Below are 21,781 nucleotides of genomic sequence, written 5' to 3' on the forward strand. Positions count from 1 at the left end.
AATTGATATATAAAGATAGTCTTTTCATTGTTTATTTTCAGTCCTATTGCCGTACAAAACGTAAGTTCCGGGTTATTCCATCCTCCCCGGTGACCATTAACTGGTATGATCCGCCTGGCAGATAGCCGATCATGTACTTTACCATGTCCTGGTTTATCAACTGCACCTCTTTACGGTTGATTTCCTTGCCGGCGGCATCCATCAAACGGATATTATATTTACCGTTGAAGATACCTTCTTTAGCAACCAGTTTTAATTCTGTTACATCGCTTAAAACCGGGTTTGGATAAAGCGCCAGTTCAAACCGGCCATTACAGATATTATTTACGGCAACAAGGTCTGAATAGCGCAACTGCCCCGTAATCGCTTCTGCCTTAATTCTTACAAACAAGCTGCCCCCGGAAATGTTCTCAAGTCTTGAATAGTATGACCGGGTGCCATTTGCCACCATGGTCTTTCCTGCAATGAAATGAACGCCATCCGCTGAATGTTCCACTATAAAACGGGTAATCCTGCTATCATCAGAAACCTGCCAATTCACATCCAGATTACAGGCAAGGGCTTTGGCCTTAAAATAAGTGTATTCCATTGTTAAGGGTGCCAGGTTGGTATACTCGCCGGTAATGATATTATTGTCGGTTTTCAGGTCCGATAAAATGAATTTTGGGTTTTTGTGATTGGTAATTAACATATGGCCGGTAATGATCGATTGTCCTGCCTTACTCGGCATAACAGTGAATTCCACATCAGCAGCAAACCCGGCTGGTAGATCACGGTACAATTCGCCGGAAATGATAATTTGATTAAAGGGATCGGTAGACTGGGTCCAGCGGAAATAATCCGGAAGCGGGGCATCGGTTCCCTGCAGGTTGGTGACCAGGAAACAATTTGTACCCAAGGTCAGTTTTAACCGGCAGGTGCCTGCAGGTACAGCATTATCAGGATTTGCATTGGCCACTTTGAAATGGATCTTAGTAAGCTTACCTACTTCCAGCATGCCCGCATTCAAGGAGGTATTCTGCATATCCGTAAACTGGAGTCTCTCCAGTAACAGGTCGGTATAAACCCCCCTTCGTTGTGTATAGGCTGAAAGCGAAAGAACAGCCAGCAGCAGGGTAATGAGTTTTTTCATATTTCTATTTTTAAACCATGCTGCAGCATACATAATATACTGCAGCATGATAATTGATTAATTCCCGATGAAGAACAACGAGTTTGAGTTATTACTGGTTATGATCTCCGATACCGGCGGCGGGAAGATCAACGCATTCAGGTTAAACCTTGTTTTACTGGTTGTTGCACGCTGCAATTTGATACCCAAATATTTCAGGTCATTACAGGTTATCGGTGCATTCCTGGTAAACTCAACAAATCCCGAAAACACAGCCATTGTCCAGTTTGGATTGTCAACCGGGTAAGTATTGGGTCCTATGGTTACCGATGTTGTTGCTGAGTTAAAAACAATATTATAACCCGAGATCCTGAAAACACGCAGTTTTACAGGTGTTGCTGTCTTACCTGCTATCTCACCTATGTTATAAACGATGTCCCGCTGGTCTCCGTTGGCAACGAAGAGATTGTCATTATTATCAGCACCCAGTGACAGATCGGTGTTGGCCGGGCCGGTGAGCGTGAAGGTGGTTTGCTTCTCACAACCATTGGCATCCTGCACATACATGGTATGCAACCCTGCCCCCAGGTTGGTAAACGTAAAGCTTGTTCCGTTCACTGGTGTAGGTGCCTGCCAGCCACCTGCATCAACCTTGAACAGGTAATTTGGCGTACCACCACCTGACGTTACCGTAATACTACCCGTGAGATTACACCCGGTGGTAGGATTTACATGAGTCGTTTTAGTTATGGTCAGCAAGACAGGCTCGGTAATGGTATAGTTTCCGGTTACCGGACTGCAGCTGTTAGCATCGGTTACGCTGTAACTATATGTACCTGCCAATACCCCGGTGAAGATGTTACTTGCCTGTGTCACGCCGTTGAAGGTATAAGACAATGGTGTGGTGCCACCAGCTGCGGTGATCGTGACCGTAGTTGTAGCCCCGTTACATAAGATGGCTGTATGTGATAAATTGCTTACGCTGATCACGGCAGGTTCAACAACGGTAAAGGTTCCTGCTGCCGGGGTACAACTGTTGATATCGGTTACACTGTATGCATAGTTTACGCCTGCAGGGATGCCGGTAAAGACATTGCTTGCCTGTGTTACACCATTGAAAGTATAAGACAATGGTGTGGTGCCGCCGGCTGCAGTGATCGTAACCGTAGCGGTGCCACCGTTACATGCTATTGTGCTTTGTGATACATTGCTTACGCTGATCACGGCAGGTTCAACAACGGTAAAGGTTCCGGTTGCCGGGGTACAACTGTTGGCATCGGTTACACTGTATGCATAGTTTACGCCTGCAGGGATGCCGGTAAAGACATTGCTTGCCTGTGTTACACCATTGAAGGTATAAGACAATGGTGCGGTACCACCAGCTGCAGTGATCGTAACCGTAGCGGTACCACCGTTACATGCTATTGCATTCTGTGACACATTGCTTACACTGATCACGGCCGGTTCAACAACGGTAAAGTTACCGGTTGCCGGGGTACAACTGTTGGCATCGGTTACACTGTAGGCATAGTTTACACCTGCAGGGATGCCGGCAAAGACATTGCTTGCCTGTGTTACGCCATTGAAGGTATAAGACAATGGTGCAGTGCCGCCGGCTGCAGTGATCGTAACCGTAGCGGTGCCACCGGTACATGCTATTGCACTCTGTGACACATTGCTTACGTTAACCGCCGCTGGCTGTACCACGGTAAAACTTCCGGCTACCGGTCCACAACTGTTGGCATCGGTTACACTGTAATTATAGGCACCTCCTGTCAACCCTGTGAACACGCCCGTTGTATTCGTAATGCCATTAAATGTATAAGATAATTGCCCGGTGCCGCCGGATGCGGTCATCGTCACCGTGGCAGTGCCGCCATTACACAAGATGGCCGTGTGTGCTATATTGCTTACATCGATCGCCGCCGGCTGTGTGATCACCACCGCATTACTTGCATAAGTAAGTTCCTGGTTGATCGCATCCCTTACTTTGATGTTGTAAGAACCTGCTGCCAGGCCGGTAAATGTATACGGACTTGCCTGCGCCAGGATCCAGGTTGCCCCGTTATCCTTACTGAAATCGTAGGGCGAAGAACCGCCACTAACGGTCACCGTGATCGTGCCGGTACTCACTCCGTTACAATCGAGGTTGGTTGATCCAACACCAACGATCAGGAAGTCACTCAGCACCGTATATTGAATATCGGCGTGGTTATTATTCGTATTCGCATCCGTCAGGAACAGGGTTGCGTTATTGTGATTGGTAACCTGGAAGTCGCCATTCACAATGGAAGTGCCTGTTAAAACTGCCTTCACATCAAACACGGCAATTTCATTTCCACCAGCACCAAAGGATGGCGGAAGGTCTGCGACCTGGTCTCCGTATATCACATCATTACCGGCTTCAACCACTTTGGTCCAGGTAAAATATGCACTCAATGGAGCGGTACCCAGGTTATATCCCGGATTCAGTATCAGCTTGCTTCCCAGGTCAATCCTGATCCTGGTGGTACCAGCCGGGATAGCATTAGACAGGCTTAAATTCTGTACCGGCATTTTTACCTTGTTCACAGAATTGAATGCTATCAGGTTAGCATTGATAAGCACATCCGACATGTCTGTCATGTACACATCCACGACGGCCGGATCGGCATTAATGATAAACTGGCAATTCGTATTCTGGAATCCGTCTGTTCCCGGTTGCTGATCCGTTCCATTGGTCAGGTAAGGAACATAGGTAACATTACCGTTGATTTTAGCAGCTACAGTTGCCGCAACAATTGAGCCATACCAGTTACAGGTTGCTGCAAGGGTTGCTGCCGCAAGGTTATTGATCGCCTTGCCGGTATTGCCCGAAAGGTCATTGGTATTGATGTTACCGATGGTACCTGCTGAAGCTTCAATTCGGATACCGTCGACCGAGTTATTCGTAATGAAATTATTGGTGACCGCAGTCAGGTTTCCGCTGTTTTGCACACGAACGCCTGTTGCATTTGAAGTAATGGTATTCTGTGTGATGCTTGCAGTACCGCCGTCAATGTCCACAGCGGTAGTTGTACCGGTGATCGTGGCCACATTGTTGTGGATATTGGCAGAAGCCAGTGATCCGCTCACCTGTATGCCGGTATTACTTCCACTGATGGTGGAATGTGCAATATCCAGCACACTTACATACGGTGAGAATGCAACTGCTCCGCTTACCGATACAGCTGCTGCGGCTAAAGGAGCATTGATCGTTATGTCATCTACAGTAACCTTTGCATCCCCGGAACCCCAGGTGGCATCATTATTAACGATGCGGATACCATAATCCTTTACATCGGATATGCTGCCCCCGGTTACACTCACATTGTTACTGGGTACATTTGAAAAATAATACCCGGTATTGGCATTATTCTGCCCGTCGATGGTATTGTTGCTGAAGGTTACCACCCGGTTATCCGTTAATGTAAGTCCATAGAAACCTATCCAGGTTTTCCCGGCGGGTGGGGCAACCAGGTAATGAATGGTATTATTATCCACGCTCAATGCCGGTGCTGTACCACTGCGGTAGTTAACCCATATACCTACATTCCGGGTATATGCCGGGTTTGTGATCTTCCAGGAGATACTAACGTCGTTGTTACTGATACGCGGAACGAACCCTGCATCAGCTGCCACGTTGGTTCCATGAATGCTCAGGGCCCGGTCCACATCCACAAACACGTTATCGGATATATCCGTATGCATTGCATAGGTCTGTATTCCTTCCCACATATTTTCAAACCGGTTGTTCCGGATATAGTTGAAGGACTGGTTGGTATTGTAATCCACTTCCAGGTAAACTGCCTGGTAATCGAAATTGTAGAAGATATTATTCTGGATATCCAGGTGATTGACCTGTGTAAACGGTCCTGACCAGATAGGAGCATTCTGCATACCGGCAGACGTGTTCACGTCTGCTCCACCCACATTCACCCCACCTGTGATACCCGGGTTATCCCCATTCAACAGGAATCCCTTGAAGGATACATTGCTTGCTTCCACGTCGATTAATACCCCGTTCTCCGGATCATTTACTGCCGGCATGATGATCGCTTCAGCAACCCGTGTGCCTGTATTTGGGTTAATGGTGTAGTTAGGGCCACGTATATCCAGTGGTTTGTTAACGACGATGTTTTCCGCATACGTACCCGCACATACCTGTAACACATCATTATTGCCGGCCGCATTGATCGCTGACTGGATAGTAGCATAATTGATATTCGATGTGGTGTTCGTTACCGGCAGGTATTGTACCGCTGCAGTGGTGTTGGTGGTAGAACTGTTGGCATCGGTGATCGTAATATTATAAGTACCGCCTGCCAATCCGGTTATTGTATAAGGACTGGTAACACCGGTTGCAGAACCGCCTGTCCAGCTGATATTATAAGGAGCAATACCACCACCAAACGTTACCACGATGGAACCCATCGAAGCACAAAGTTGCGGAGTTGGTACCGCCGAAGTAATAAGCAGCGGTGTACCGGTACAAGAACCCGGCACAGGTTGGAAACCTGCTGCCAACGGTTGCGAATCGGTACCGGTGATCAGGAATGGCACGTAGGTGACCGTACCACCGGTTATCATACTGTTAATGGTAACGGCATTCGTAGTGCCCCACCAGTTACAGGTCATATCTGCATTGTTGGTACCGGCGCCGGATATCGTTACATGACTACTGGTATTACCGGTAATGGAATTATTATGTGCGTTAAAGTTCAGTGTAAAGCCGGCACTTGTTTCCAGGTAAAAACCATTGAAATTATTAAGAATGTAGTTGTTCTCAAAGCTGGTGGTATTGTTGCCATTACCGCCACCCAATACCTGTGTGGTGGCATACATACCGGTACTGCCCGGCTTATTCTGGCCATCAACCACGTTGCTGGAGAACACAGGTGTTACTGATGCATTCTGACCGGCACTGGTCATCCCTGTATTGATATTGAAAATAACATTTTCGTGAACGAATACATTCTTATAGGCACCGGAAACATAAATACCGTAGCCATTGGCTTTGCCATTGCTGATATTGTTGTTAAAGATATCATCGGCAGTTCCTGTGCCGCCAAAGCCATTCTTATCAGAAAGAATACCCGTAGCTGAACTTGTTATGACGTTGTTCAGGATGAATGTTCCGGTGGAATTAACTGTGGCAATGGCCCCATTCGCATTGCTTATTGTATTACCGTTCATGATGCCCGAACCGCCAGTGTTGGATACGGCTACAGAAGCCACATTGGCCTGAACATTCGTAACCGTGTTACTGCTGATATTGAAAGAACCGCCCGATGAGGCATTAATTCCCGTCAGGAATATGTTTCTGACCGTGACAGTATTTACCCGGAAGTTGGAGAACACCCCTGCCGCGTGATTGGTGATGATTCCATTCCGTGCATCAATATTGGCTCCCCCTACATTTACCGTACTGGTGAGCGATGGGTTATCCCCGTCAACGGTCAGATCATGAATGTTTACATTATTTGCCTGAACTAAAAATACATTGGTACCGCCAAGTGTGCCGCCACCTGTATCCGGGTTGGATGTAGCAGGAATGACGATCGTCAATCCAACACCCTGTCCTTTTATTTCCAGTTCCTTGTTTACCACTACATCTTCAGCATAAGTACCGGCATCAATACTGATGGTATGGCCGTTTAAAGTAAGCGGGTCATCTATGGCTGCCTGGATGGTACAATAATTTATAAGTGTATTTGTATTGTGAACAGGGCCTGATGTTGCAGGATTATTGATGACCACATTGGCTGTTGCCGGAGATGTACATCCATTGGCATCGGTTACGGTAAAATTATAGGTTCCCGCTGCAAGACCGTTGATGATCGTGCTTGTTCCGGTACCGGTATGGCTGCCCGGATTGATTGTCCAGGTACCTGTTGCAGGTAAACCACTTAAGGCTACACTGCCCGTTACAGTCAGACAGGTTGGTTGGGTAATCGTACCTACTGTTGGTGTGGCAGGGATCGCATTCACCGTCATCGTGATCGTGTTCGATGTCGCCGGACTGCCTGTTGCACAGGTTGCATTGGAGGTTAACTGAACACTGATCGCATCACCATTCACTAAGGTTGATGAAGTGTAGGTAACTCCTGTCTCTCCGCTGATCGGGGTAGCTCCATTATACCATTGGTACGTTGGTGCTCCGCCGCCATTGGTTGGTGTGGCTGTAAAGGTCACACTTGTTCCGGCACAAATTGTATTACCTGGTGCCGCTGCTATCGTTACACTTACAGGTAAGTTCGGGTTCACCGTTACTACCGTCGCAGCCGATGGAAGTGATGGACAGCCATTTTCTGTTACCACTACCGTATAAGAACCGCTTGTGGTGGCTGAATAGGTCTGGTTGGTCTCGCCGCTTATTAATACGTTATCCTTATACCACTGGTTGCCTGTTGCTGCCGATGAGGTCAGTAATACTGAACCACCATCGCAGAATGTGGTCGGGCCACCAGGAGTGATCGTTGGTGTGGCAGGGATCGGGTTCACCGTCATCGTGATGGTGTTCGATGTTGCAGGGCTGCCCGTTGCACAGGTTGCATTGGAAGTCAGCTGTACACTGATCGCATCACCGTTCACTAAGGTTGATGATACATATGTCACTCCTGTCTCGCCGCTGATCGGGGTGACTCCGTTATACCATTGGTACGTTGGTGCTCCGCCGCCATTGGTTGGCGTGGCTGTAAAGGTCACACTTGTTCCGGCACAAATTGTATTACCTGGCGCTGCTGCTATCGTTACACTTACAGGTAAGTTCGGGTTCACCGTTACCACTGTTGCTGCAGATGGAAGTGATGGACAGCCATTTTCTGTTACCACTACCGTATAAGAACCGCTTGTGGTGGCTGAATAGGTTTGGTTGGTCTCGCCGCTTATTAAAACATTGTCCTTATACCACTGGTTGCCTGTTGCTGCCGATGAGCTCAGTAATACTGAACCGCCGGCACAGAAAGTGGTCGGGCCACCAGGAGTGATCGTTGGTGTGGCAGGGATCGCATTCACCGTTACCACTGTTGCTGCCGATGGAAGTGATGGACAACCGTTCTCTGTTACAATTACTGTATAAGAACCACTTGTGGTGGCTGTATAGGTTTGATTGGTCTCGCCACTCAATAATACATTGTCCTTATACCACTGGTTACCTGTTGCTGCCGATGAGGTCAGTAACACTGAACCTCCCGCACAGAATGTCGTCGGGCCGCCAGGAGTGATCGTTGGTGTGGCAGGGATCGCATTCACCGTTACCACTGTTGCTGCCGATGGAAGTGATGGACAACCGTTCTCTGTTACAATTACTGTATAAGAACCACTGGTAGTGGCTGTATAGGTCTGGCTGGTCTCGCCACTTATTAATACATTGTCTTTATACCACTGGTTACCTGTGGCTGATGATGAGCTCAGTAACACCGAACCGCCGGCACAGAATGTCGTCGGGCCGCCAGGAGTGATCGTTGGTGTGGCAGGGATCGCGTTAACCGTTACCACTGTTGCTGCGGATGGAAGTGAAGGACAGCCGTTCTCCGTTACCACTACCGTATATGAACCACTTGTAGTGGCTGTATAGGTCTGGTTGGTCTCGCCGCTCAATAATACGTTGTCCTTATACCACTGGTTGCCTGATGCTGATGATGAACTCAGCAATACTGAACCGCCGGCACAGAAGGTAGTTGGGCCGGCAGGGGTGATCGTTGGTGTGGTTGGGATTGCATTCACCGTCATCGTGATGGTGTTCGATGTTGCAGGGCTTCCTGTTGCACAGGTTGCATTGGATGTTAACTGAACACTGATCGCATCACCATTCACCAGTGTTGATGAAGTGTAGGTCACTCCGGTCTCTCCGCTGATCGGGGTGGCTCCGTTATACCATTGGTACGTTGGTGCTCCGCCGCCATTGGTTGGTGTGGCTGTAAAGGTCACACTTGTTCCGGCACAAATTGTATTACCTGGTGCCGCTGCTATCGTTACACTTACAGGTAAGTTCGCATTCACCGTTACCACTGTTGCTGCCGATGGAAGTGATGGACAACCATTCTCTGTTACCACTACCGTATAAGATCCGCTTGTTGTAGCTGTATAGGTTTGATTGGTTTCTCCGCTTATTAATACGTTGTCCTTATACCACTGGTTACCTGTGGCTGATGATGAGCTCAGTAACACCGAACCGCCGGCACAGAATGTCGTCGGGCCGCCAGGAGTGATCGTTGGTGTAGTTGGGATCGCATTCACCGTTACCACTGTTGCTGCCGATGGAAGTGATGGACAGCCATTTTCTGTTACCACTACCGTATAAGAACCGCTTGTGGTGGCTGAATAGGTTTGGTTGGTCTCGCCGCTTATTAAAACATTATCCTTATACCACTGGTTACCTGTTGCTGCCGATGAGGTCAGTAACACCGAACCTCCCGCACAGAATGTCGTCGGGCCACCAGGAGTGATCGTTGGTGTGGCAGGGATCGGGTTAACCGTTACCACTGTTGCTGCCGATGGAAGTGATGGACAACCATTCTCTGTTACAATTACTGTATATGAACCACTCGTTGTGGCTGAATAGGTTTGGCCGGTCTCGCCGCTTATTAAAACATTGTCCTTATACCACTGGTTACCTGTGGCTGCCGATGAGCTCAGTAACACCGAACCTCCCGCACAGAATGTCGTCGGGCCGCCAGGAGTGATCGTTGGTGTGGCTGGGATGCTCACCGTTACACTTGCGCCATGGAAGGAGGACAGCGGGCGGGGAGTTGCTGTGGCAGGGATCGCGTTAACCGTCATCGTGATGGTGTTCGATGTCGCCGGACTGCCTGTTGCACAGGTTGCATTGGAGGTTAACTGCACACTGATCGCATCACCATTCACTAAGGTTGATGATACATATGTCACTCCGGTCTCTCCGCTGATCGGGGTGGCTCCGTTATACGATTGGTACGTTGGTGCTCCGCCGCCATTGGTTGGTGTGGCTGTAAAGGTCACACTTGTTCCGGCACAGATTGTATTACCTGGCGCCGCTGCTATCGTTACACTTACAGGTAAGTTCGGGTTCACCGTTACCACTGTTGCTGCCGATGGAAGTGAAGGACAACCATTCTCTGTTACCACTACCGTATATGAACCACTCGCTGTCGCTGTATAGGTTTGATTGGTCTCGCCACTCAATAATACGTTGTCCTTATACCACTGGTTGCCTGTTGCTGCCGATGAGGTCAGCAATACCGAACCTCCGGCACAGAATGTCGTCGGGCCGCCAGGGGTGATCGTTGCTGTGGCAGGAATCGCATTCACTGTTACCACTGTTGCTGCCGATGGAAGTGAAGGACAACCATTCTCTGTTACCACTACCGTATAAGATCCGCTGGTAGTAGCTGTATAGGTTTGATTCGTTTCTCCGCTTATTAATACGTTATCCTTATACCACTGGTTACCTGTTGCTGCCGATGAGGTCAGTAACACGGAACCGCCGGCACAGAATGTCGTCGGGCCGCCAGGAGTGATCGTTGGTGTGGCAGGGATCGCGTTAACCGTCATCGTGATCGTGTTCGATGTCGCAGGGCTGCCTGTTGCACAGGTTGCATTGGAAGTCAGCTGTACACTGATCGCATCACCGTTCACTAAGGTTGATGAAGTATAGGTTACTCCGGTCTCGCCGCTGATCGGGGTGGCTCCATTATACCATTGGTACGTGGGTGCTCCTCCGCCATTGGTTGGCGTGGCTGTAAAAGTCACACTTGTTCCGGCACAGATTGTATTACCCGGAGCTGCTGCTATCGTTACACTCACCGGTAAATTCGGGTTCACCGTTACCACTGTTGCTGCAGATGGAAGTGAAGGACAACCATTCTCTGTTACCACTACCGTATAAGATCCGCTGGTAGTAGCTGTATAGGTTTGATTCGTTTCTCCGCTTATTAATACGTTATCCTTATACCACTGGTTACCTGTGGCTGCCGATGAGGTCAGTAACACGGAACCGCCGGCACAGAATGTCGTCGGGCCGCCAGGAGTGATCGTTGCTGTGGCAGGGATCGGGTTAACCGTTACCACTGTTGCTGCCGATGGAAGTGATGGACAACCATTCTCTGTTACCACTACCGTATATGAACCACTCGTCGTGGCTGTATAGGTTTGATTGGTTTCTCCGCTTATTAATACGTTGTCCTTATACCACTGGTTGCCTGTTGCTGCCGATGAGGTCAGTAATACTGAACCGCCGGCACAGAATGTCGTCGGGCCGCCAGGAGTGATCGTTGGTGTGGCAGGGATCGGGTTCACCGTTACTACTGTTGCTGCCGATGGAAGTGATGGACAGCCGTTCTCCGTTACCACTACCGTATAAGAACCACTTGTTGTGGCAGAATAGGTCTGGCCGGTCTCGCCGCTTATTAATACGTTATCCTTATACCACTGGTTACCTGTGGCTGCCGATGAGGTCAGTAACACGGAACCTCCGGCACAGAATGTCGTCGGGCCGCCAGGGGTGATCGTTGCTGTGGCAGGGATCGGGTTCACTGTTACCACTGTTGCTGCCGATGGAAGTGAAGGACAACCGTTCTCTGTTACCACTACCGTATAAGAACCACTTGTGGTGGCTGAATAGGTTTGATTCGTTTCTCCGCTTATTAATACGTTATCCTTATACCACTGGTTACCTGTTGCTGCCGATGAGGTCAGTAACACCGAACCTCCCGCACAGAATGTCGTCGGGCCACCAGGAGTGATCGTTGGTGTGGCAGGGATCGCGTTAACCGTCATCGTGATGGTATTCGATGTTGCAGGGCTTCCTGTTGCACAGGTTGCATTGGATGTTAACTGCACACTGATCGCATCACCGTTCACTAAGGTTGATGAAGTATAGGTTACTCCTGTCTCGCCGCTGATCGGGGTGGCTCCATTATACCATTGGTACGTGGGCGCTCCGCCGCCATTGGTTGGCGTGGCTGTAAAGGTCACACTTGTTCCGGCACAGATTGTATTACCTGGCGCCGCTGCTATCGTTACACTCACCGGTAAATTCGGGTTCACCGTTACCACTGTTGCTGCCGATGGAAGTGAAGGACAACCGTTCTCTGTTACAATTACTGTATATGAACCACTCGTCGTGGCTGTATAGGTTTGATTGGTCTCGCCGCTTATTAATACGTTGTCCTTATACCACTGGTTGCCTGTTGCTGCCGATGAGGTCAGCAATACCGAACCTCCGGCACAGAATGTCGTCGGGCCGCCAGGGGTGATCGTTGCTGTGGCAGGAATCGCATTCACTGTTACCACTGTTGCTGCCGATGGAAGTGAAGGACAACCATTCTCTGTTACCACTACCGTATAAGAACCGCTGGTAGTGGCTGTATAGGTCTGGCTGGTCTCGCCACTTATTAATACATTGTCTTTATACCACTGGTTGCCTGTTGCTGCCGATGAGGTCAGTAATACTGAACCGCCGGCACAGAATGTCGTCGGGCCGCCAGGAGTGATCGTTGCTGTGGCAGGGATCGGGTTAACCGTTACCACTGTTGCTGCCGATGGAAGTGAAGGACAGCCATTCTCTGTTACCACTACCGTATAAGATCCGCTGGTAGTAGCTGTATAGGTTTGATTCGTTTCTCCGCTTATTAATACGTTATCCTTATACCACTGGTTGCCTGTTGCTGCCGATGAGGTCAGTAATACTGAACCGCCGGCACAGAATGTCGTCGGGCCGCCAGGAGTGATCGTTGCTGTGGCAGGGATCGCGTTAACCGTTACCACTGTTGCTGCCGATGGAAGTGATGGACAACCATTCTCTGTTACCACTACCGTATATGAACCACTCGCTGTCGCTGTATAGGTTTGATTGGTCTCGCCACTCAATAATACGTTGTCCTTATACCACTGGTTACCTGTTGCTGCCGATGAGGTCAGCAATACCGAACCTCCGGCACAGAATGTCGTCGGGCCGCCAGGGGTGATCGTTGCTGTGGCTGGAATCGGGTTCACCGTTACTACTGTTGCAGCAGATGGAAGTGAAGGACAGCCATTCTCTGTTACCACTACCGTATAAGAACCACTTGTGGTCGCTGTATAGGTCTGGCTGGTCTCGCCACTTATTAATACATTGTCTTTATACCACTGGTTACCTGTTGCTGATGATGAGCTCAGTAACACCGAACCGCCGGCACAGAATGTCGTCGGGCCGCCAGGAGTGATCGTTGGTGTGGCAGGGATCGCGTTAACCGTCATCGTGATGGTGTTCGATGTCGCAGGGCTGCCTGTTGCACAGGTTGCATTGGAGGTTAACTGCACACTGATCGCATCACCATTCACTAAGGTTGATGAAGTGTAGGTAACTCCTGTCTCGCCGCTGATTGGGGTGACTCCGTTATACCATTGGTACGTTGGTGCTCCGCCGCCATTGGTTGGTGTGGCTGTAAAAGTCACACTTGTTCCGGCACAGATTGTATTACCTGGCGCCGCTGCTATCGTTACACTTACAGGTAAGTTCGGGTTCACCGTTACTACCGTCGCAGCAGATGGAAGTGAAGGACAACCATTCTCTGTTACCACTACCGTATAAGAACCGCTTGTGGTGGCTGAATAGGTCTGGTTGGTCTCGCCGCTTATTAATACGTTATCCTTATACCACTGGTTGCCTGTTGCTGCCGATGAGGTCAGTAACACGGAACCGCCGGCACAGAATGTCGTCGGGCCGCCAGGAGTGATCGTTGGTGTGGCAGGGATCGGGTTCACCGTTACTACTGTTGCAGCAGATGGAAGTGAAGGACAGCCATTCTCTGTTACCACTACCGTATAAGAACCACTTGTGGTCGCTGTATAGGTCTGGCTGGTCTCGCCACTTATTAATACATTGTCTTTATACCACTGGTTACCCGTTGCTGATGATGAGGTCGTAACCCGGTTGTTCGGTGCGTGTCAGGTGGTGTGTGCGCCGGTTGCAGGTTCATGGGCCACCCCATCACAGTGGGGGGTGGCTTGGTGCTGCCCGCCATTGGTTGGTGTGGCTGTAAAAGTCACACTTGTTCCGCCAGATTGTATGGGCCGCTGCTATCGTTACACCAGGTAAGTTCGGGTTCACCGTTACCACTGTTGCTGCCGATGGAAGTGAAGGACAACCATTCTCTGTTACCACTACCGTATATGAACCACTGCTGTCGCTGTATAGGTTTGATTGGTCTCGCCACTCAATAATACGTTGTCCTTATACCACTGGTTGCCTGTTGCTGCCGATGAGGTCAGCAATACCGAACCTCCGGCACAGAATGTCGTCGGGCCGCCAGGGTGATCGTTGCTGTGGCAGGAATCGCGTTCACTGTTACCACTGTTGCTGCCGATGGAAGTGAAGGACAACCATTCTCTGTTACCACTACCGTATAAGAACCGCTGGTAGTGGCTGTATAGGTCTGGCTGGTCTCGCCACTTATTAATACATTGTCTTTATACCACTGGTTGCCTGTTGCTGCCGATGAGGTCAGTAACACCGAACCTCCCGCACAGAATGTCGTCGGGCCAACAGGAGTGATCGTTGCTGTGGCAGGGATCGCGTTAACCGTCATCGTGATGGTGTTCGATGTCGCCGGACTGCCTGTTGCACAGGTTGCATTGGATGTTAACTGCACACTGATCGCATCACCGTTCACTAAGGTTGATGAAGTATAGGTTACTCCTGTCTCGCCGCTGATCGGGGTGGCTCCATTATACCATTGGTACGTGGGCGCTCCGCCGCCATTGGTTGGTGTGGCTGTAAAAGTCACACTTGTTCCGGCACAGATTGTATTACCCGGAGCTGCTGCTATCGTTACACTCACCGGTAAATTCGGGTTCACCGTTACCACTGTTGCTGCAGATGGAAGTGAAGGACAACCATTCTCTGTTACCACTACCGTATAAGATCCGCTGGTAGTAGCTGTATAGGTTTGATTCGTTTCTCCGCTTATTAATACGTTATCCTTATACCACTGGTTGCCTGTTGCTGCCGATGAGGTCAGTAATACTGAACCGCCGGCACAGAATGTCGTCGGGCCGCCAGGAGTGATCGTTGGTGTGGCAGGGATCGGGTTCACCGTTACTACTGTTGCTGCCGATGGAAGTGATGGACAACCATTCTCTGTTACCACTACCGTATAAGAACCGCTTGTGGTGGCTGAATAGGTTTGGCCGGTCTCGCCGCTTATTAATACATTATCCTTATACCACTGGTTACCTGTTGCTGCCGATGAGGTCAGTAACACGGAACCTCCCGCACAGAATGTCGTCGGGCCGCCAGGAGTGATCGTTGGTGTGGCAGGGATCGCGTTAACCGTTACCACTGTTGCTGCGGATGGAAGTGAAGGACAGCCGTTCTCCGTTACCACTACCGTATATGAACCACTTGTAGTGGCTGTATAGGTCTGGCTGGTCTCGCCGCTCATTAATACGTTGTCCTTATACCACTGGTTACCTGATGCTGATGATGAACTCAGCAATACTGAACCGCCGGCACAGAAGGTAGTTGGGCCGGCAGGGGTGATCGTTGGTGTGGTTGGGATTGCATTCACCGTCATCGTGATCGTGTTCGATGTCGCCGGACTGCCTGTTGCACAGGTTGCATTGGAGGTTAACTGCACACTGATCGCATCACCATTCACTAAGGTTGATGAAGTGTAGGTAACTCCGGTCTCGCCGCTGATCGGGGTGGCTCCATTATACCATTGGTACGTTGGTGCTCCGCCGCCATTGGTTGGTGTGGCTGTAAAGGTCACACTTGTTCCGGCACAGATTGTATTACCTGGTGCAGCTGCTATCGTTACACTTACAGGTAAACTTCCATTTACCGTTACTTTAACTGTATTGGAAGCCAGTGATTGTGTAGCATTGGTCTGGCCGCAACCATTATCTGCAGCATAGCCTACGCAGAAATAATAACGGGTGCCCACCTCAGGTGCCCCTGATAATGGCGTATACGTTTGTGAAGTAGCGCCTGAAATCAATGTAGCTCCCGCAACGGTATTACTGTTGGTAGTATTATAATACCATTGGTATTGCAGGGTTGGTGTACCCGGGCCGCCGCTGTTTGTAATGGTTGCCGTTAACTCATTTGTAGCCACGCCCTGGCAAACCTCCTGGTCGGTAGAAGGAGCAACGGCCGTAGAGGTCGGGCAATTAGTCAGCGTAGTTGCCATTACAAAATAGCTGAAGCTGCTTATATCATTTGAATTATTTATTGAAGGACTTGCGGCAGTACCGCCGATGGAAGTATATGTGCCTCCCTGTAAGGTACTTTTGGCAATCACATCTTCTGTAGTAAGTGCATTTACACGGGTAAGAGAAACCTTACCGGTAAATGTACCAGAGTTAAGCGTGGCTTTCCAGTATTCGGTATGACTGATGGAGCCGAGTGTGCCATCGAATGTAGCGCCTACGCCGGCATCGGAATTAAATGCCTCTACCGTAACAACAGGAGAAGAAGCTGCTGACAAAGCAAGGGTAAACGGAAAATAATTTCCAGTGCCCCTGCCAACCGGGAAAATATAAGTACCTGTTCCCAGCGACCAGTTCAGCGGGCCTTCTACAAACCTGGTTGAAGAACCGGCCGATACCGCAGAAGCAGAAGTATTGGTAACAGTAACTGTTTTAGCATTTGTTGCCCCATTTAAAATGCCGCTTGAAAGGGTAAGTGTGTTATTAGCTATAACATCATCCAAAAGGGTTACGCCGTTTGAGTTATTGATATTAAGGTTTGAGAAAGTGCGGGCAGATACGAACTGTGCACCAGTACCATTAAACTCAACAGTAGATCCTGTATTAAGTGTAAGACCGCCTGTGGCAGTGATATTTCCTGCAACGGCACCAGAAGCGCTGGTTGAGCCGAGTTTTATGATGCCTCCATTATTAACAACAGCAGTACCGGCCCCCGTAATGGCCAGTGTGCTGCAATCCAGTGTACCATTTACGGCAACCGTTCTTGTTGTAGCTACCGGTAAGTTATTAATTAGCGTAAGGGAGGCTCCATTATTTACGACCCAGTTAATATTGGTACTGGTTAATGTTCCTGCGCTTTGTGTAAATGTTTTACCTGTTCCGGTGAAAGCGACAGTTGATACAGCACTGTTACTTGTAAAAGTTCCGCCTGTTTGCGAAAAACTGCCTCCAATATTCAATGTACCTGCTCCTGTTGAATTAGCTAAATCAAGTAAAGCACTTCCACTGATTGAAACATCACCTCCTACAGTTAATGCACAAGTTCCAGCACCAGATGATAACCAGAAGTTGGTATTTGTACCTGAAAGTGTAAAGTTTCCTCCAACGGATACAGCAATATTTGGAGCAGCAGTCAATGCATGTCTTATTGTACCTGTACCTGTGGATAGGATATTTAAATTACCCTGAACCTGCGATACAGTTCCTGCCCATCCAAAATTAGCTCCATTCGTACTTGTATTTATTGTCAGGTTTCCATAACCGGGAGAACTGGGTGCAGATGTACCTGATGGCGCAAAATTGTAAGTAAAATTACTTGTTGCTCCGAAAATTTCTGTACCAATAAAAGTTGTTGTACCCATTGATGCAGCTATATTTTGAACATATGATCCTCCATTGTCAATTTGAAAAAAGCTCGTTGCAGCTAATGTAAATGTGTTGCTTGCAGTTAATGTTGCACCATTTTCAATGATCACTACTGAATTGGCACCTGAAACAGTCCAGTTTGCAGTTGTTGTCATTGAATGAGGGGTTGTTCCTCCATTACCCGAGCCTTGTATGATAAAAATATTACCTGAAGTAAAGTTTGCAGGGCTGGTACCAGTTCCATCCCTGTTGGTTTTCCAACTGCCTACCAGATTGGGTGCATTGTCTCCGTTTGAATAATAGGTTGTAACTAATGGAACCAATTCTCCGGATGCAGTTATCTGGGCACCAGATGCAAAACCCGTGAAATTAATTTTGGCAAGTTGAGCTGGAGTAAGTCCTCCTACTCCAACCATTATTTTACCGGCAGTAGCTGTAATAACCGGGTAACCGGCGCCTGTCCATCCGGTTATACTCAGCGTTGTTCCTGCCCAGGTATTGCTGCTGCTGTTTGCAATGGTTAATGTATGAACGCCGGTACCTAATGCGATAGTAGATGTTCCTGCACCGGAAAAGTCAAGGGTACCGATGGTTTCACTGAAACCTGCTGATGCACCCGTGCTGAGTGTTCCCAGGTTAAGTATCATGGCCGTGTTATCGGGTAACACATTGGCGGCGCCAAGGCGAATTGTTGAACCGGAATTGATCGTTGTGGATGCACCGGTACCGGAATAACTGTTGTTTCCTGAAAGCGTGAGGATACTTGTTCCGGACTTAACCAATGAAACGGCTGTAGCGCTTCCGTTTTCAATAATGCCCGAAAATGTTGTTGCAGTAGCTCCATTCAACGTAAGGGTAAGTGTTCCGCCTGCACTGCTGGTAACCGTTCCTGCACCTGCCAATGATGCAACACTTTCACTAAAACCGTTCATGTCGAAAGTACCGTTTACAACGAGTGCACTGGTATTTGCAATTCTTTCTGCTGCGCCCAGTTTGAGTGTACCGGCAGTTACAGTAGTTGCACCTGTATGTAAATTATTTCCGGATAAGGTCAATGTTCCCGAACCAATCTTGGTTAACCCACCAGTAGTACCTGTACTTGCTCCTGTAATTGTCAGGGTGTTTGCTGCATTCGTTATATCAATGGTTGATATGTTACCTGCAGTTAAGGTAAAGTTCCTGTCTGTTGAAGCAGTAGCCCCGGTATATTGCAAGGTACCACCATTCAGTACAAGGTTGGTTGCGGCATTGGTTGCCTGTCCAAGATTACCTGCCACACCACCATCACCAATGGTTGAAACACTGAGTACCCCTGCGGTTATTGTTGTTATTCCGGTATAAGTATTAACTCCGGACATGGTCACTGCTCCGGCGGTTGTTTTAGATAAAGCACCTGATCCTCCAAGTATCGCAGTTACGGAACCGCTGGACACCGTATAGGATGTACCGGTTAAAACCCCGGTGGTGCCTGCAATGGTTCCACTCGTCAATGTTACTGCACCTACGTTATCATCAAAAGTACCGATGTCAAGCGTTCCGCCATTAACGGTCACTGCACCGGCAGCAATTGCGTTGCTGATACCATATTGCAGCGTACCGGCACTAATTGTGGTGGTCCCAGTATATGTATTGGCATTTGAAAGCACGAGGGTTCCTGCCCCTGATTTCGTCAGTGTACTACTACCGCTGATGATGCCACTAACCGCCAGGTCTGCAGCTGAGCTGCCATCATCTGCAACAGTAAAAATCACGTTAGTTCCTAAAACTACCGGTGTTGAAATGGTTGCCCCGCTGCTACCAGCACCGGCAGCATCATTTACGGTAAGATCGCTGGTTCCAATAGTTAGTGCTCCTGTTCCGGTTATTGATGAACCTGCTGCTGCACCACACTCCAATACAACTCCTGTAGTTGTTATATTTGAAGTTGACAGATTAAATATGGTTCCTGCGGTTACTGTTAAAATAGCATTCACGTCTGCAAGAGCCAATAAGGTTTTTGTACCGTTACCTGAAATGGTAAGATTCTGATAGTTGTATCCGGCCACATTAGGTTGATCACCTGCCGCATTATAATTTACCGTTCCTGTTGAGCGGGTAAAGGTTGCACCTGCTGCACCACTTATTCCATTCCCTCCTACATTTAATTTACCGTTATTGGTAAAAGTGATATTCTTTGTAAGAGCAGTGGCACCATTCACTAAAATCCCTCCATTTGCATTGAATGTACCGGTAGATATTGATAAAGTTCCATCCCAAGTTGTGGTAACCCCTGCTCCATCCATTGTAAAAAGCCCGGTAACAGTGGCGGTTCCGGCACCAATAGCCCATAAGTTTACCAGAGCTGCAGATGGCTGCAGAATGGTTGCTGCTCCATCAACCGCTACATTAGATCCCGTTCCCTGGTTAAGTGCACTGGCTACGGTTCCGCTACCTATGGTAAGATTTCCATTACAGGTAAGTGTACCGCCTGAAGTCATATTCACCGTTCCCGCTTTGGCAGAACCGGCAGTTCCCACAGTAATATCTGCTGATACTGTCAATGATGAAGTGCTTGTAAAAGTTAGTGTCCCATTACCGGCATTTGCTGATGTGATGTTTAATGTTGCACAGGCTGCACTTGTACTGGCAGGTATGGTCACATTAAAACCTCCCTCAATGTTCACAATATCCCCTGCAACAGGGAATACGCCAGAACCAACGGCTACACCGCCAGAGGTAAGAGACCAAGTTGTATTGACATTCCAATTCCCGTTAGCTATAGAATAATAAGTCGTCTGCCCAAACGCTGCACTCACAAAAAACAAATTCAGCATCAGCAATGCGATAGTAAATACACGGTATTTACTGAAGGTCTTTCTCAAGTTCATTTTTTTTGCAGTCAGGTCATGGGCTGTGGCGGCGTATGCAGGCACAGGTTGTGCAGTATCGTAGTTCATCGTTTTTGCCTGTTGGCATTGTTTGTATTTTATAAAAAAGAAAGAGGCGATGCCGGGCACCACATATTTCTTTACGGGTAAATTATTTTTGTTACCGTCTACAGAAAATCCTGTTGCGGTTACCTGTTTTGTCTTTGCGGGGGTGTTGCTGTAAACAGTGATCCTGCTACCCATTTGCGCAGGTAACAGGGAGGATGTAATTTTCTTTACGATCCTGGTGAAGCGATTGTTCATAAGCCGACGGTTTGGTTAGTACTATGGACAGTAATTCATAAAGGCTTTTTAAAAAAGCCTTTGGGGAGATTGGGTTTCGTGGCGGTAGCCTGTGTATTTATTTCCGTTACCTCTTACAATTTCACGCACTGAATAAAGGCCCTGACTTTTGCGTATATGCAAAAAACAGGATAAGCCTGTACATGAAATTTTAAAAGGACCTGGACGTATGTGTCAACCTGGGGGTTAAGCAACAACCTCTAACAAGGTTGATCAATTTAACAAAGGATAGAAAGGATAGAGTAAAATGGGTTTCAGTAATTTCGATTTGCTAAAAAATGTTTCTAACATCTTTTAAACGTGGTAAAAGTAAGGCTTGTTTTCCTAAAAGCAAATTTTTAAGCAGCGTATTTTCGAACCTACTCACTTTCAAATAGTTATACTTAGAAATGCCTGTTAAAAAAGTCAGTTAAAAGCGAATGCCTTAAAATACTAAATCTTACCAAAAAAGGTTGCCAAACGGGTTATGGCCTCAGCACAGTTTCACCATTGCTTTTACCTGCTGGGTAGTGCCGTTTTGCAGGCGGCATAATCACCGCCCTGCTTTTCTTGTCGCAGCATAAATATTCCGGTTCGTGGGCCATAAACCCCGGGGCGGAGTCAACTGGCAGCCAGCAGGCAGTTTAAAGGCAGGCAACAGGCAAGCAAGAGGCAGTCTACTGGCTTGCAACTGGCTGGCAGCAACGAAGGATGCGCCAGGGAAGACCCGGCAAAAAGAGTAAATAATGGCCAAAATGCATCATTACGGCGGCCCGGCTTACTGTCTTCATCGCCGGAACCGGGGCAGAGGCAACATGCAGGAAACATACAGTCTGCATACAGACTGCTTGCTTGTTACTTGCTTGTTACATGCTTACTGCTCCGAAGGATGCGCCAGGTAAGATGCGGCAAAAACGATTGAAAC

At 48.4% G+C, this 21,781-nt stretch carries 3 protein-coding genes; all 3 read right to left on the reverse strand.

Annotated features, from left to right (window positions below; genetic code table 11):
• Positions 1 to 43 precede the first annotated feature (43 nt).
• The 3 genes from IPJ02_07050 to IPJ02_07060 all read right to left on the reverse strand — a co-directional run bounded on the left by IPJ02_07050 (position 44) and on the right by IPJ02_07060 (position 20,838).
• On the reverse strand, positions 44 to 1,132 hold the full coding sequence (locus IPJ02_07050; GenBank protein MBK7375303.1) for a hypothetical protein: 1,089 nt from the start codon (positions 1,130 to 1,132) through the stop codon (positions 44 to 46).
• Between the two features lie 57 nt (positions 1,133 to 1,189).
• Positions 1,190 to 13,909: a hypothetical protein gene (locus tag IPJ02_07055; GenBank protein ID MBK7375304.1), complete on the reverse strand. Its 12,720-nt coding sequence runs from the start codon at positions 13,907 to 13,909 to the stop codon at positions 1,190 to 1,192.
• A gap of 449 nt (positions 13,910 to 14,358) precedes the next feature.
• Complete coding sequence (locus tag IPJ02_07060) at positions 14,359 to 20,838, reverse strand: autotransporter-associated beta strand repeat-containing protein (protein MBK7375305.1); 6,480 nt, start codon at positions 20,836 to 20,838, stop codon at positions 14,359 to 14,361.
• Positions 20,839 to 21,781 lie beyond the last annotated feature (943 nt).

It is taken from the genome of Chitinophagaceae bacterium, assembly GCA_016710165.1.
Taxonomy (GTDB): Bacteria; Bacteroidota; Bacteroidia; order Chitinophagales; family Chitinophagaceae; genus Ferruginibacter.

What these genes read in the sequence shown, in the direction of transcription:
- IPJ02_07060 (MBK7375305.1), bottom strand. Translation starts at nt 20,838, where the DNA reads ATGAACAATCGCTTCACCAGGATCGTAAAGAAAATTACATCCTCCCTG.
- IPJ02_07050 (MBK7375303.1), bottom strand. Translation starts at nt 1,132, where the DNA reads ATGAAAAAACTCATTACCCTGCTGCTGGCTGTTCTTTCGCTTTCAGCC.